Origin of the sequence: Comamonas sp., assembly GCF_036666375.1 — a bacterium.
Taxonomy (GTDB): domain Bacteria; phylum Pseudomonadota; class Gammaproteobacteria; order Burkholderiales; family Burkholderiaceae_C; genus Comamonas.
This window is the reverse complement of the sequence record NZ_JAVWWA010000022.1, coordinates 16,560-30,896: the sequence shown is the minus strand read 5'-3', so window position 1 is coordinate 30,896 and position 14,337 is coordinate 16,560. Positions and strand designations below refer to the sequence as shown.

At 67.4% G+C, this 14,337-nt stretch carries 15 protein-coding genes; 6 read left to right on the top strand and 9 right to left on the bottom strand.

Annotated elements, in window-relative coordinates; genetic code table 11:
- Positions 1–14: 14 nt before the first annotated feature.
- Positions 15–941, bottom strand: coding sequence for a 16S rRNA (cytidine(1402)-2'-O)-methyltransferase (gene rsmI, locus RR928_RS07935; RefSeq protein WP_332682070.1), 927 nt, complete (start codon positions 939–941; stop codon positions 15–17).
- Here rsmI and RR928_RS07930 point away from each other — a divergent pair.
- The 3 genes from RR928_RS07930 to RR928_RS07920 are packed head-to-tail and all read left to right on the top strand — an operon-like array spanning position 941 to position 2,662.
- Complete coding sequence (locus tag RR928_RS07930; RefSeq protein ID WP_332540014.1) at positions 941–1,345, top strand: YraN family protein; 405 nt, start codon at positions 941–943, stop codon at positions 1,343–1,345. The genes rsmI and RR928_RS07930 overlap by 1 nt on opposite strands.
- A gap of 49 nt (positions 1,346–1,394) precedes the next feature.
- Positions 1,395–2,003, top strand: coding sequence for an SIS domain-containing protein (locus tag RR928_RS07925; RefSeq protein ID WP_332540015.1), 609 nt, complete (start codon positions 1,395–1,397; stop codon positions 2,001–2,003).
- The gene (locus RR928_RS07920; protein WP_332540017.1) at positions 2,000–2,662 is read left to right on the top strand and encodes a BON domain-containing protein; all 663 of its coding nucleotides are present in this window, start codon (positions 2,000–2,002) and stop codon (positions 2,660–2,662) included. Before RR928_RS07925 ends, RR928_RS07920 begins: the two co-directional genes overlap by 4 nt.
- Before the next feature lie 46 nt (positions 2,663–2,708).
- Here RR928_RS07920 and RR928_RS07915 read toward each other — a convergent pair whose 3' ends face one another.
- Complete coding sequence (locus RR928_RS07915) at positions 2,709–3,647, bottom strand: AraC family transcriptional regulator (RefSeq protein WP_332682067.1); 939 nt, start codon at positions 3,645–3,647, stop codon at positions 2,709–2,711.
- A gap of 207 nt (positions 3,648–3,854) precedes the next feature.
- Between RR928_RS07915 and RR928_RS07910 the strand changes: the two genes are divergently transcribed.
- The gene (locus tag RR928_RS07910) at positions 3,855–4,880 is read left to right on the top strand and encodes a class I SAM-dependent methyltransferase (protein ID WP_332682065.1); all 1,026 of its coding nucleotides are present in this window, start codon (positions 3,855–3,857) and stop codon (positions 4,878–4,880) included.
- Positions 4,881–4,889: 9 nt separating this feature from the next.
- On the opposite strand, the gene RR928_RS07905 is transcribed toward RR928_RS07910, so the two are convergent.
- From RR928_RS07905 to RR928_RS07890, 4 genes are all read right to left on the bottom strand, one after another.
- On the bottom strand, positions 4,890–5,786 hold the full coding sequence (locus tag RR928_RS07905; RefSeq protein ID WP_332540020.1) for an NAD(P)-dependent oxidoreductase: 897 nt from the start codon (positions 5,784–5,786) through the stop codon (positions 4,890–4,892).
- Positions 5,787–5,848: 62 nt separating this feature from the next.
- Positions 5,849–6,985 (bottom strand): PilT/PilU family type 4a pilus ATPase, encoded by a 1,137-nt coding sequence (locus tag RR928_RS07900; protein WP_332534699.1) that lies wholly within the window; start codon positions 6,983–6,985, stop codon positions 5,849–5,851.
- A gap of 47 nt (positions 6,986–7,032) precedes the next feature.
- Positions 7,033–7,659, bottom strand: a complete 627-nt coding sequence (locus RR928_RS07895) for a Crp/Fnr family transcriptional regulator (RefSeq protein ID WP_442881436.1) — start codon at positions 7,657–7,659, stop codon at positions 7,033–7,035.
- A gap of 72 nt (positions 7,660–7,731) precedes the next feature.
- Entirely contained in the window at positions 7,732–8,775 is a 1,044-nt protein-coding gene (locus RR928_RS07890) for a type IV pilus twitching motility protein PilT (RefSeq protein WP_332534701.1), read from the bottom strand.
- A 38-nt stretch (positions 8,776–8,813) separates the two neighbouring features.
- Between RR928_RS07890 and RR928_RS07885 the strand changes: the two genes are divergently transcribed.
- On the top strand, positions 8,814–9,527 hold the full coding sequence (locus RR928_RS07885; RefSeq protein WP_332534703.1) for a YggS family pyridoxal phosphate-dependent enzyme: 714 nt from the start codon (positions 8,814–8,816) through the stop codon (positions 9,525–9,527).
- 78 nt (positions 9,528–9,605) lie between these two features.
- Here RR928_RS07885 and RR928_RS07880 read toward each other — a convergent pair whose 3' ends face one another.
- The 3 genes from RR928_RS07880 to RR928_RS07870 are packed head-to-tail and all read right to left on the bottom strand — an operon-like array spanning position 9,606 to position 12,591.
- Positions 9,606–10,859, bottom strand: coding sequence for a branched-chain amino acid ABC transporter substrate-binding protein (locus RR928_RS07880; RefSeq protein ID WP_332682062.1), 1,254 nt, complete (start codon positions 10,857–10,859; stop codon positions 9,606–9,608).
- Between the two features lie 56 nt (positions 10,860–10,915).
- Positions 10,916–11,890, bottom strand: a complete 975-nt coding sequence (locus tag RR928_RS07875) for a Bug family tripartite tricarboxylate transporter substrate binding protein (protein ID WP_332534706.1) — start codon at positions 11,888–11,890, stop codon at positions 10,916–10,918.
- Complete coding sequence (locus RR928_RS07870; RefSeq protein WP_442881437.1) at positions 11,887–12,591, bottom strand: TetR/AcrR family transcriptional regulator; 705 nt, start codon at positions 12,589–12,591, stop codon at positions 11,887–11,889. Before RR928_RS07870 ends, RR928_RS07875 begins: the two co-directional genes overlap by 4 nt.
- Positions 12,592–12,723: 132 nt before the next feature.
- Between RR928_RS07870 and RR928_RS07865 the strand changes: the two genes are divergently transcribed.
- Positions 12,724–14,331, top strand: coding sequence for an AMP-binding protein (locus RR928_RS07865; protein ID WP_332549584.1), 1,608 nt, complete (start codon positions 12,724–12,726; stop codon positions 14,329–14,331).
- Positions 14,332–14,337 lie beyond the last annotated feature (6 nt).

The window sequence follows — 14,337 nt, the reverse complement described above, 5'->3', positions numbered from 1 at the left end:
GCGCGCGCTGCCGTTCAGTCTTCGTCGGCGTCTGCGCGCTTGATCTGCAGCGCCGCGTCATAGAGGGCGTTGCGCGCCGCGCCGGTGATGTCGGCGGCCAGCCGTACCGCGACCTTGGTCGGCAGTTCGGCCAGCAGCAGGCGCAGCACGCGCAGGCCTTCGCCGCTGTCTTCCTGCAGCGCGACGGGATGCAGCACGACCACGAATTCACCGCGCGAGCGCTGCGGCGAGCCTTCGAGCCAGGCGGGCAGCTGGTCCGCGGGCTGGGTCACGATTTCCTCGAACTGCTTGGTGATTTCGCGCGCCAGCGTGACGTTGCGTGCACCCAGCACCGCCAGCGCCTGGGCCAGCTCGCCTATGCGGTGCGGCGCTTCGAGCAGCACGCAGCAGCGCGCTTCGAGGCCCAGTTGCTGCACCTGCGTTGCACGCTCGGCCTGCTTGCTGGCAAGAAAGCCCGCAAACAGAAAACCGCTGCTGGCCTGCGACGGCGCGACCGCGCCGGCGACGCTCAGCGCGGCCGTGATGCTGCTCGCGCCGGGCAGCGGAATGGTGCGCAGGCCTGCGGCCTGGACGGCTGCGGCCAGGCGCGCGCCGGGATCGCTGACGCCGGGCGTGCCCGCGTCGCTCACGTAAGCGATGCGCTGACCCTGCTGCAGGCGTGCGATCACCTGTTGCGCGGCTTCGGCTTCGTTATGCTGGTGCAGGGCCAGCAGCTGGCTGCCGGGGCGCTCCAGGCCGTAGGAGCGCAGCAGGCCCTGGGTATGGCGCGTGTCCTCGCAGGCAACGGTGTCGACGATCTGCAGCACATGCAGCGCGCGCAGGCTGATGTCGGCCAGATTGCCGATCGGGGTGGCGACCACATACAGGGCGCCTTGCGGATAGTGTTGCGCCGAGGCTGCGTCGTGGGCAGCGCTCAGCGCAGAGGCGAAAGAGGCACTCAATGGGTTTCCTTAAAAATCCGGGCGCAGCGGGCGCGGCGCCGTCAACCACGCGGCAACTGGGCCAGGCCGCGGAAGACCAGGCACTGCATTGTCTGCAGGCCGCGGGACTGCGGCTGGTGGAGCGCAATTATCGGACGCCCGGGCGTGGCGGTGGCGAGATTGACCTCATCATGCGCGATGCCGCAGGCACGCTGGTGTTTGTCGAGGTGCGCCGGCGTCGCCACGCGGACTACGGCGGCGCCGGCGCCAGCATAGGCAGGACCAAGCAGGCCCGTATTGTGTGCGCGGCCCGGCATTATCTGCAACGCTGGTCGTCGCCACCGCCTTGCCGCTTCGATGTGGTGCTGCTCGACGCCGGCGGCCTGCAATGGCTGCGCGCAGCCTTTGACGGAAACGAGCGGTAACCGTGGGATGGCGAAAGGTTTGCAGCCTCGCAGGTATCATCGGGCCTCCATGCTAGAGCAACGTATCCAACAGCATTTCATCGACAGCGCCGATCTGAAGTATCAGGCGGCGCAGGCGTTGAGTCTTCCCATCGCTTCCGCCGTGCAGGCCATGCTGGCCTGCGTCACCAGTGGCGGCAAGGTCCTGGCCTGCGGCTCGGGCCCTTCCGTCACTGACGCGCAGATGTTCGCATCGCTGTGCGTGACGGGGTTCGAGCGCGACCGTCCCGAACTCGCGGCACTCGCGCTGAGCGCGCAAGGAGGGCTGCTTGGCAGCCTGCCGGTGTCGGGCGGCGGCGGCAATGCCCAGCACTATCTGGCCCGCCAGGTGCGTGCGCTGGGCCAGGCGGGCGATCTGCTGCTGGTGCTGTCGGTGACCGGCAACGACCCCTGCGCACTCGAAGCCGTCGAGGCCGCGCACGAGCGCGACATGATGGCCGTGGTGCTCAGCGGCCGTACCGGCGGCACCTTGGCGGCGCGCATGCGCGAGACCGATGTGCTGATCTGCGTGCCGCATGACCGCGCGGCGCGCGTGCGCGAAGTGCATGCCCTGGTGCTGCACTGCCTGTGCGACGGCGTGGATGCCCAGTTGTTAGGTGAACAGGAGATGCCTTTATGAAGTTCAAGATCCGTCGTGCCGTTTGTTCCTCGCTGGCCGTGGTGCTGCTCGGTGGCGCATTGTCGGCTTGCGTTCCGCTGGTGGTCGGTGGCGGCATGGTCGCGGGCACGCTGGTGGCCGTGGACCGGCGCACGGCCGGCACCCAGGTCGAAGACGAAAGCATAGAGGTCAAGGCCGCGAACCGTATCCGCGACACGCTGGGCGACAAGGCGCGCATCAATGTGACCAGCTACAACCGCCAGGTGCTGCTGACCGGCGAAGTGGGCAACGAGACCGACAAGCAGGCGATGACACGCCTGGTCGAATCGGTCGACAACGTGCGCGGCGTGGTCAACGAGGTCGTGGTCGCGCCGTTCACCGCGACGCTGAGCCAGCGTTCGGCCGACACCTTCATCACCGGCAAGGTGCGCGCGAGCCTGCTCGATGCCAAGGATATCCAGGCCTCGGCGATCAAGGTGACGACCGAGAACAAGGTGGTCTATCTGATGGGCATAGTCACGCCGCGCGAAGCCAAGCGCGCGGCCGAAATCGCGCGCGGCGTCAATGACGTGACCAAGGTGGTGCGCGTGTTCGAAGTGGTCTCGGAAGAGGATCTGGCGCGCTACCAGCCCAAGCAGGCACCGGTCACGACCGACAGTTCGCCCACGGTCGCGCCCTGATACTGCGCACTCCATGAAACAGCCGGCCATGCCGGCTGTTTTTGTTTCAGCAGGCGCGGGACACCGACTTGGGCCTGCGGCCATAGTGGCGCTCGAACGCCGCGCTGAAGCTCGACAGGTGGCGGTAGCCGACGCGGTCGGCGACCGTGGACACGCGCAGGCCGGATTCGAGCAGCTGCCAGGCCTTCTTCATGCGGATGTCGGTGAGCATGCGGTGGGGGCTGGTGCCGAACAGTTCGCGAAAGCCCTGCTTGAGCTTGAATTCATTGATGCCGGTCGCGGTGCACAGGTAGGCGATGGTCAGCGCCTGGTCGTATTGCTGCAGCAGGATGTCGCGCGCCTGCAGCAAGCGCTGCTGATCGTCCGCGCGCAGCCGGCCCGGGGTGACCTGCGGTAGCGGCTGCAGCGTTCGGGCCTGCGCCGCCAGCAGGCTCAGCGCGGCGATCTGCAGGTCGAGCACGCTGGCGTCGCGGCCGTGCAGATGCACCAGCGCCTGGGCCAGCTGCCGGGTCGCGGCGTCCTGCTGGCCGAAGAACAGGTGGCGGGCGCGGTCGTCGTGCGCAACGCCATCGAGCAGCGGCTCCAGCCGGTAGCGCTGCAGCAGCGATTCATCGGCAATCAGCCGCAGCTGGCGCGTGCGGCGCCGGGCTGGAAAGCGGCGCACGGCGCGCGCGCTGGCAAACGCCGCGACCGTGCTGTGGCCGGCGATGAACTCGAAGCACTGGCCGTCGCTGGCTACGGTGCTCGACGCGCCTTCGAGCGCCACCGTGATGGTCAGGGCGCGGCAGCCGCGGTCTATGGTGCTGGCCTCGAGCAGGTCTTGCTGCGGCAGGTAGTCGGCGTAGGCGAGTGCCAGGCCGTCGTCGAGCCGGCAGATGTCGTTGGTGCAGGGCCCCAGGGTCTGGGGCAGCTGCGAGCGCCACCAGGTGCCCTGTCCCCGGCGCGCCGGGGCTGCGATGTCTGCCGCATCGATGCGGTAAGTCATGGGCGCTTCTCCTGGTCGCTGGGCGTGCTCCGGAATGCCAAACAAAGAATCCGGATCGCCTAAAAAATGAATGATAGCCATTCGCGTCTGAATCTACAGTGAATCCAGGGCGAACAAGCGCCTGTCTTCCTGGAGCCATTGCATGAAATACGAACCCGAGGCGCTGTGTTGCGCCGGCCTGAAGCCCTCTGCACCGGGAGGTGGACAATGAATTTCCATGCCGCGCATGATCTGCAGCCGTTCTGGACCCTGGCCGCGGCACCAATACAGACCCGGGCCCTGGAGCAGGCCCTCACGCTGGGCCTGTTCGAGCGGCTGCGCCAGCCGGCCAGCGCCGCGGCGCTGGCCGCGCAGCTGGAACTCGATCCGGTGGCGACCAGCGTCTGGCTGGACCTGCTGTGGAGCATGGAGCTGCTGTCGCGGCACAGCGCGCTGGACGCGCCCGCCACGCCGCGCTACACGGCTTCGCCGCTGGCGCTGCGGCATTTCACCTCGGCCTCGGCGCAGAACTGTGCCCAGGCCTGGCTCTACCGCGCGCAATTCATGGAGCGCTTTGCGAACCAGTGGGAGACGCTGCTGCATCAGGGCTTCGATCCGCGGGGCGCGGCCGCGCCGCAGGGCAGCTGGGCTCAGGCGGCGCGCGTGCAGATAGGGCAGGAGCAGCGCGTCGTGACCGTGCCCGCGGTGCTGGGCCTGATCGACACATTGGCACTGCCAGCGACGGGGCGCCTGCTCGATCTGGGCGGCGGGCCAGGCCATGTAGGCATTGCGCTGGCGCAGCGCCTGCCGCGCTGGCAGGGCGTGCTTTGCGACCAGCCCGAGACTGCCGAGGTGGCGCAGGAGAACATTCTCGCGGCGGGGCTGTCCGGCCGCTTGCAGGCCCTGGGCTGCGACCTGGAGACCGATTCGATAGGCAGCGGCTACGACCTCATCTGGTGCTCGGCGGTGCTGCATTTCATGCGCGATCCGCAGGCACTGGTGCACCAGGCCTGCGCCGCGCTCAGTCCGGGTGGTCGGCTGCTGCTGGCCCATGCCGAGCAGGTCGATGACCCGGAACTGGCGGCCAGGGTGCTGCCGTTCTACGGCACGCTGGCGGTGCGCGGCAACCATCTGCCGCGCCCTGGCGGCATAGGCCGGATGATGGCCCAAGCCGGCCTGGTCGACATCCAGTCGCTGGGTCGCATCGATTTCCCCATGGCGCCCGTCTGGGTGCATGCGGGAAGGCGGCCTTGAACGCGGCGCTTATTTCAAGCGTTTGATGAGACTGGAGGTGTCCCAGCGGTTGCCGCCCATCTGCTGCACATCGGCGTAGAACTGGTCGACCAGCGCCGTGACCGGAACGCGCGCGCCGTTGCGCCGCGCTTCGTCGAGCACCAGGCCCAGGTCCTTGCGCATCCAGTCGACCGCAAAGCCGAAGTCGAACTTGTCGGCGACCATGGTCTTGCCGCGCTGGTCCATCTGCCAGCTTTGCGCCGCGCCCTTGCCTATGACTTCAAGCACCTGGTTCATGTCCAGGCCGGCCTTGCCGCCGAATGCAATCGCTTCGGACAGGCCCTGGATCAGGCCGGCGAGGCAGATCTGATTGACCATCTTCGCGAGCTGGCCCGAGCCGCTTTCGCCCAGCAGCGTGCAGGCGCGCGAGAACGCCATGGCCACGGGCTGCACGGTGGCAAAGGCCGCGGCATCGCCGCCGCACATCACGGTGAGCTGGCCGTTCTGGGCGCCGGCCTGGCCGCCCGAGACCGGCGCGTCGATGAACTGCAGGCCCAGCGCCTGGGCCGCGGCGTTGAGTTCGCGCGCGACTTCGGCCGAGGCTGTCGTGTGGTCGACAAAGATCGCGCCAGGCTGCATGCCCGCGAGTGCGCCCTGCGCGCCCAGCACCACCGAGCGCAGGTCGTCGTCATTGCCCACGCAGCAGAACACGATGTCGGCGCCTTGCGCGGCTTCGCGCGGCGTCGCGGCCTGGCGCGGCGCGGCCGTGTCGGCGAACTCGGCGCACCACTGCGCGGCCTTTGCCGGGCTGCGGTTGTAGACCGTGACACTGTGGCCGGCACGAGCGAGGTGGCCGGCCATGGGGTAGCCCATCACACCCAGGCCCAGGAAGGCCACGGAGCGTGGCGAGACGGCAAGGCTAGACATAGAAAACACTCTCCAAACGAAAAACAGCCCGGGGATCGGGCAAAAAATGCAGGGCAGCAGGATCAGACAATCGCGAAATGCTCGGTGCCCGAGGACAGGTCAAGATTGCGCGCGCGCTGGCTGTTGAGCTTGATGTTCAGCCGCAGGTCATTGACCGAGTCGGCATTGCGCAGCGCATCTTCATAGGTGATCTGCTGGGCTTCGAACAGATCGTACAGCGCCTGGTCGAAGGTCTGCATGCCCAGGTCGCGCCCTTTCTTCATGATTTCCTTGATCTCGGCGACTTCGCCCTTGAAGATCAGATCGGAAATCAGCGGCGTGTTGAGCATGACTTCCATGGCCGCGACCCGGCCCTTGCTGTCCTGCTTGGCGATCAGGCGCTGCGACACCATGGCGCGCAGGTTGAGCGACAGGTCCATCAGCAGCTGCTGGCGGCGCTCCTCGGGGAAGAAGTTGACGATGCGGTCCAGCGCCTGGTTGGCGCTGTTGGCGTGCAGCGTGGCCAGGCACAGGTGGCCGGTTTCGGAGAACGCGATCGCATGCTCCATGGTCTCGCGGTCGCGGATTTCCCCCATCAGTATCACGTCGGGTGCCTGGCGCAGCGTGTTCTTCAGCGCGGCTTCCCAGCTTTCGGTGTCCAGGCCCACTTCGCGCTGGGTGACGACGCAGTTCTTGTGCGGGTGCACGAATTCGATCGGGTCCTCGACGGTGATGATGTGGCCGTACGAGTTTTCGTTGCGCCAGTCGACCATGGCCGCCAGCGTCGTCGACTTGCCCGAGCCCGTGGCGCCGACGAGTATGCACAGGCCGCGCTTGCACATCGCGATGTCCTTGAGCACCTGCGGCACGCCCAGCTTGTCTATGGTCGGCACGGTCATCGGAATGGTCCGCATGACCATGCCGATGCGGCCCTGCTGCACGAAAGTGTTGACGCGAAAGCGGCCTATGCCCGCGGGCGAGATCGCGAAGTTGCTTTCCTTGGTGCGCTCGAAGTCGGCGATCTGCTTGTCGCTCATGATGGAGCGCGCGAGCGTGAGCGTGTGCAGCGGCGTCAGCGGCTGGGGCGAGACCTTGGTGATCTTGCCGTCGACCTTGATCGCGGGTGGAAACTCGGCGGTGATGAACAGGTCGCTGCCGTTGCGGCTGACCATGAGTTGCAGCAGATCATTGATGAATTTACTCGCCTGGTCTCGTTCCATGGAATTCTCCGGTGACTGGGGCAGGTCCTGCGCCAGGTAGTGTGTGGCTAGGGCGTCTGCTGGCCCAGGCGGCTGCTGACGGCGCGCAGGCGCACCGAAAGCTTGCGTGCCAGGATGGCGATCAACTGGGCGGCGAGCGCGGGGTCGTGCGCCAGCATGTCGTCCAGGGCTTCGGCGCTGAGCACCGCGAGTTCGCTGTCGACCAGCGTGGTGCAGCTCGAAAAGCGCTGTCCGCTGTCGAGCAGCGACATTTCGCCCAGCAGATCGCCGGGCCCGGTCTGTGCCAGGCGCAGCGTTTCGCCCCAGGGCTGGCGGCGGTTGACGACCAGCTCGCCGCTGAGCACCACCACCATGAAGTTGCCGTATTCGTCCTGCAGGATCACGTCGCGCTGGGCCTTGACGGCGGCGAAGTGCAGATAGCGCTCCATGCGCGCCAGCGCATCGGCGCCCAGCGTCGACAGATGGCGGTCATGCGCCCACAGCGCCTGCAGCTGGCGCAGCGCGGGGCGCGCCGGCAGCGGCCGCGCGCCCAGCTCGACCGCGCGCGCCTCCCAGGGAACCAGCGGCTCCTGGTTGCCCTGGTGCCAGACGGTGGTGAAGAATGCCGACTCCGCGTCCTGGCGCGAGATCTCGGGCTCCGGCGCCTGGCGCAGCCGCTGCAGGATGCGTATCACCGCAGGCTCCGGGCGCTATCGCCTGGGTGGCTGGCGCGGTACGGGCGCAGGAGCAGAGTCATGGCAGCGTGCTCACCCGGGGAAGTTGTCCGGAATCTTGGCTTTGCCGCGCGCTTCCGCCGCAGTGATGATGTTGCGGCGCACCAGGTCGGTGAGGTTCTGGTCCAGCGTCTGCATGCCCACGTTCTGGCTGGTCTGGATGGTGGAGTACATCTGCGCCACCTTGGCCTCGCGGATCAGGTTGCGGATGGCGCTGGTGCCCAGCATGATTTCATGCGCGGCAACGCGGCCCTGGCCGTCCTTGGTCTTGCACAGCGTCTGCGAGATGACGGCCTGCAGCGACTCGGACAGCATGGCGCGCACCATTTCCTTTTCCTCGGCGGGGAAGACGTCGATGATACGGTCAATGGTCTTGGCGGCGCTCGAGGTGTGCAGCGTGCCGAACACCAGATGACCGGTTTCGGCGGCCGTCATCGCCAGGCGAATGGTTTCGAGGTCGCGCATTTCGCCGACCAGGATGGCGTCCGGATCCTCGCGCAGCGCCGAGCGCAGCGCGGCCGAGAACGAATGCGTCATCGGCCCGACTTCACGCTGGTTGATCAGGCATTTCTTCGAGTCGTGGACGAATTCGATCGGGTCCTCGACGGTCAGGATATGGCCGTATTCGGTCTCGTTGAGGTAGTTGACCATGGCCGCCAGCGTGGTCGACTTGCCCGAGCCCGTGGGGCCGGTCACGAGCACCAGGCCGCGCGGCTTGAGCGCGAGCTCGGCGAAGATCTTGGGCGCGTTGAGCTGCTCGAGCGTCAGGATCTTGCTCGGAATGGTACGGAACACCGCGGCCGCGCCGCGCTGCTGGTTGAAGGCGTTGACGCGAAACCGCGCCAGGCCTTCGATCTCGAACGAGAAGTCGATCTCCAGCATCTCGTCGTAGACCTTGCGCTGGGCGTCGCTCATGATGTCGTAGATCATCGCGTGCACGGTCTTGTGGTCCAGTGCGTCGACATTGATGCGCCGCACGTCGCCGTGCACCCGGATCATCGGCGGCAGGCCAGCGGAAAGATGCAGGTCGGATGCCTTGTTCTTGACGCTGAACGCCAGCAATTGGGTGATGTCCACGAAAGGCCCTTTGTCGTTTGGTACGCTTGTCGGTGATTATGACAATGATTGGTAACAACCTCCACCAGATCCACGCGCGCCTTGACCAGGCCTGCGTGGACGCCGAACGCGCGCCGGGCAGCGTTGCGCTGCTTGCCGTCTCCAAGACGTTCGGCCCCGACGCGGTGTACGAAGCCGCGCTTGCGGGCCAGCGCGATTTCGGCGAGAACTACATCCAGGAGGCGGTTGAAAAGATCGCCATCCTGCGTGAAATGGCCTGGCCGCCGGGCCATGCGCCGCTGCGCTGGCACTGCATTGGCCCGATCCAGAGCAACAAGACGCGGCTGGTTGCCGAGCATTTCGACTGGGCGCAGAGCGTGGACCGGCTGAAGATCGCGCAGCGGCTGTCCGACCAGCGGCCCGAAGGCCTGGCGCCGCTGCAGGTCTGCCTGCAGGTCAACCCCGACGGCGGGGCGGCCAAGTCGGGCGTGCCGCCCGAGGAGGCGCTGGCGCTGGCCCAGGAAATCGCGCTGCTGCCCAACCTGCAGCTGCGCGGGCTGATGGCGATTCCCGAGGAGGGCGCGGACTTCGCCGCGCAGTACGCGGTGCACCGCCGCGTGCGCCTGCTGTTCGACAGCATTGCCGCCAGCGGCGCGCCGGGCCTGGCGGCGTTCGACACGCTGTCGCTGGGCATGACCGCCGACCTCGAGGCCGCGGTGCATGCGGGCAGCACCATGGTGCGCGTGGGCCGCGGCATCTTTGGCAAACGCTGAGATCGGCTTGCCGCGGCGACGCGTGCGCGTCGAATGGACGCGGCGACGTTTGAGCGTCGAATTTTCCCGGCGACGTCTTTAACGTCGCATGGGCCGCTGCATCTGGCAGGCGCTGGGCAGCGTCAGCTGCTCGGCGGGAATCACGGCATCGGTGCGAAAGCCCCACTGCGTGCCTTCCCAGCCCTGGGTCACGCGCTTGCCGTCTACCGGCGCAATGGTGTTGACCACCTGCGCCAGCAGCAGCTGGTGGTCCTGGCCGCGCATGCGCACCTTGCCCACGCTGGTGTCCAGGGCCATGTCTTCCATGGCCAGCGCGAGTTTGAGCGGGTCGGTCGACTGCGACTTCTGCATTGCCGCGGCCAGGAAGCGCACGGTCATGTCGATGCGCGGGGCGAGAAAATCCTTGCCGGTTTTCGCCTTGTAGGCCTTGGCCTGGGCATCGACGGCAGGCCGATCGGCCTGGCCCGGGTGCCATTCGGCGACCCAGGTCAGCTGGCCCTTGCCGGCCTGGGAGACGGCCAGCACGGTGCCGGGAACGCCGCCCGCGCTGTGGTTGAAGTAGCGGTAGTCAAGGCCGGCGTCGCCCGCGGACTTGAGCAGCAAGGCCATGTCCTGGCCCCAGTTGCCGGTGATGAGGGTGTCGGCGCCGGATGCCTTGATCTTGGCGACATAGGGCGCGAAATCCTTGACGCGGCCTATGGGGTGCAGCGTCTCGCCGACAAACTGGATGTCGGGGCGGGCCGCGCCCACCATGCTGCGGCCATAGGCCGCCCACTGCTTGCCATGCGCGTAGTCCTGGTTGAGCAGGTAGACGTTCTTGATGGCGGGCTGGGTCTTGATGTAGTCGCTGATCGCCTTCATGCGCATCGCGGTGTTGGCATCGAACATGAAGTGCCAGAAATTGCAGGCCTTGCCCGTGAGCTCGGGGTCTATCGACGAATGGTTGAGCACCAGCACTTCCTTGCCCGGATTGCGCTGGTTGTGGCGCGCGGCCGACTGCACCAGCGCCGTCACCACCGAAGAGCCCGAGCCGCCGGTGATGATGGCGCGCGCCCCTTGGTCTATGGCCGCCTGCAGCGCGCTCTGGCTTTCCTGCGCCGACAGCTTGCTGTCGAACTGCAGCAGCTGCAGCTGTGCCTTGCCCGGCAGCCCGCCCTGGGCGTTGATCTCCTCGACCGCAAACTGCACATGGTTGAGCATCAGCTCGCCGACGTTGACGAAAGGCCCGGACAGCGGATCGATGTAGGCGATCTTGAACGTTTCCTGGGCCTGGGCGCCGGCGGCGCACAGCAGGGCGGCCGCGGCCAGGGGGCGCAGCGAACGGGTGGACATGGCAGGCATGGAAGCAGGTCTCCTGGAAGGTGAAAGCAGATGCCTGGGCGGCCACGCTACTCGAGCGCAATGCCCTGGCTGCGGATCAGCGGGTGCCAGCGCGCGGTTTCCATGCGCACCAGTTCTTCAAAGGCCTGGGGCGTGCTGGCCACGGGCTCCAGGCCCAGATCGGTGTAGCGGGCGCGTATCTCGGGGCGCTGCAGCGCGGCGGCAATGGCCTGCTGCAGCGCGGCCACGGTGTCGGCGGGCGTGGATGCGCGCACGGCGACGCCGATCAGTGCCGAGGCCTGCATTCCCGCCAGTCCCAGCTCCTCGAACGTGGGAACGTCGGGCAGCAGCGGATGGCGCCGGGTGTCGGCCACGGCCAGCGCGCGCAGCTTGCCCGACTTGAGAAAGCCGCTGGCCGGCGCGTAGTCGCTCATCACGGCCGGAATCTGCCCGGCCACCAGATCGCTGAGCGCGGGCGCGGAGCCGCGGTAAGGCACATGCGTCATGGGCAGGCTGGCCTGCTTCTTGAGCAGTTCCATGGCCAGGTGATGCGGGCTGCCGGCGCCGGCCGAGCCGTAGCTCAGGCGCCCCGGGCCGCGGCGGGCTTCGGCGAGAAACGCCGGGAGATTGCGCGCCTGGCTGCCCGGGCCTACCAGCAGGATCATCGGTGTGCGCGCCAGCAGCGTGACCAGCGTCAGATCGCGCGTCGGCGAATAGCTCAGGTGCTTGTAGAGCGCGGCGTTGAATACCAGCGTGCCGCTGTCGACATTGAGCAGCGTGTGGCCGTCGGCGGGAGCGCGCAGCAGGTCGGCAACCGCGACCGCACCGTTGCTGCCGGGTTTGTTCTCCACGGCCACGGATTGCTGCAGATCTGCGGCCAGTGGCTGGGCGAGGGCGCGCGCCATGAAGTCCGATCCGCCACCTGCAGGGTAGGGCACGACCCAGCGCAGCGGCTTGGCCGGAAAGTCCGCGGCACGGGCCGCGGGCAGAGCGGCCAGCAGACCGGAACAGAACATCAGCGCAAGCGCCATTCGCTTCTTCATGGATTCTCCTTGGAGGGTGGGCCAGCGCGCAGACCGATGACGCGCAGGGCCAGCAGCAGCAGTTCCTGCTCCATGGCTTGGGCGTCGAGGCGGCCGTCGGGGCGGTACCAATGGTAGAGAAAACCAGGAAGGCTGCACGCGGCCTGGGCCGTGATGCGCGTTTCGCGGAAGTCGAAATGGCCGCTGGCGCGGCCTTGCTCGAGCAGCGCGCACAGCTGCCGGTAGAAGTGGTTGGCGATGCGGCGCGACTGCGCGAGGTACTCGGGCCGGTAGCACTGCGGCTCGCGATAGGGGAAGAAGGCCGCGGGATAGTGCGCGATGGTCGCGCGTATCAACTGCCGCAGGCCGTCCTCGACTTTCTCGTGCGCCGGGCGCAGGTCGCTGGCGGGAAAGTCGAGCACCGTGAAGCAGGCCACCGTGGGGCGCCACGACAGCGCCTCGAAGATTTCCTGCTTGTTGCGAAAGTAGTAGTAGACGAAAGGCTTGGTCACGCCGAGCGCATCGACGATCTGCGCCATGGTGGTGTTGGCGTAGCCCTGGGCATGGAACAGCGCCTGCGCGGCCTGCAGGATGCGCTCGCGCTTGGCGTCGGATTCGGCCGTGGGCCGGCGCTGGCGCCCGCCCGCGGGCAGCAGCGGATCGCGCGCCAGGGAGTTGTCCGGGGCGGCGGCTGGAGGCGGGGCGGTGAGGGGGTGTCGCATGGGTGAAAGCTGGATTGGCTTTGTCATACCCAGCGGTATATATTGAAAAGACACCTGCCGGTATCGCGTCCTATGGCAAACCCTGATGCGGTACTGAGAACCGGTGAATCCAGACACCAAGGAGACAACGCCATGGCCGATTCCGCCGAGCAGCAGCCGCTGCATGAATGCCTGCGCGCCAACGCGCGCCACCACCCCGATGCAACGGCCTACCAGTGGTACGGCCGCTGCGTCACCTGGGCCGAAATCGACGCCGGCAGCGAGGCCTTTGCGGCGCGGCTGCAGGCGCTGGGCGTGGCCAAGGGCGAGCCCGTGGCGCTGTTCATGAACAACTGCCCGCAGTACGTGATGGCGCATTACGGCATTCAGAAAATCGGCGCCATCGTCTGCCCCTGCGGACCGCTCAACAAGGAGCATGAGCTCGAATATCAGCTGGGCGACCTGCAGGCGCGGGTGATCGTCAGCGCGGCCGGGCTGCTGCCCGTGGTCGACAAGGTGCGCGCCACGACGGCGCTGGCCCATGTATTCGTCGTGCATTACGCCGACCTGTTGCCTGAGGTCGCGACGCTGGCATTGCCGGCCGAGCTGGCCCAGCTGCAGGCTGCGCCGCGCGCCGTGCCCGAAGGCTGCGAGGACTTTCTGCAGGTCGCGCTTTCGGGCGCGCAGGCCGCGCCCGTGGACATCGCCATGGACGATGTCGCGCTGATGACCTATACCTCGGGCACTACCGGCCTGCCCAAGGGGGCGATGCTCAGCTACCGCAACGCCTGGTTCAAGACCCAGGCCTCGGCGCTGACCAATGGCATCGATCGCAGCGCCGTGCTGCTGGCGATCGCGCCGCTGTACCACATCGCGGGCATGCTGATGGGCGTGAACCTGCCGGTGCTCACGGGCGCGCCCACGGTGCTGCTGTTTCGCTTCGACGCGCTGGCCACGGCCCAGGCGATAGAGCGCTACCGCGTGAGCTGGTGGTACAGCATCGCGCCCATGAACGTCGCGCTGCTGCAGCTGCCGGGCGTGCGCGAGATGGATCTGTCATCGCTCAAGCGCAATGCCGTCACCAGTTTCGGCATCACCTTCACCGAGGCACTGGCCGCGCAGTGGCGCACGCTTGCACCCGACTGCATTGCCTGCGAGGCCGCCTACGGCCTGAGCGAAACGCATACCGTCGACAGCACCATGCCCGCGGACGCAATCCGCTGGGGCACGCATGGCAAGCCCGTGCCGGGCAACGAGATCCGCATCATCGACAGCCTCACGGGCCAGGCCTTGCCGGCCGGCGAAGTCGGCGAGATCACCATCCGCGGACCGGGCAATTTCCTCGGTTACTGGAACAAGCCCGAAGCCACGGCGCAGACATTGCGCGGCGGCTGGGTGCACACCGGCGACATGGGCCGCATAGATGCCGACGGCTATCTGACGTTCATGGGCCGCTTCAAGGAAATGATCAAGGTCTCGGGCTACAGCGTGTTTCCCGAGGAAGTCGAAACCATTCTGATACGCCACCCGGCGATTGCCCAGGCGGCGGTGATAGGCGTGCCCGATGCCGAGAAGGGCGAAGTGGTGCGCGCCTTCGTCGTCGCCAAGCCGGGCCAGGCGCTGGACGCGGCCGAACTGGTGCAATGGGCGCGCGACAACATGGCGCCCTACAAGGCGCCGCGCGAAGTGCGCATCATCGCCGCGCTGCCGGCCACGGGCGCGGGCAAGGTGCTGCGCCGGCTGCTCAAGGACCTTGCCTGAACGGAT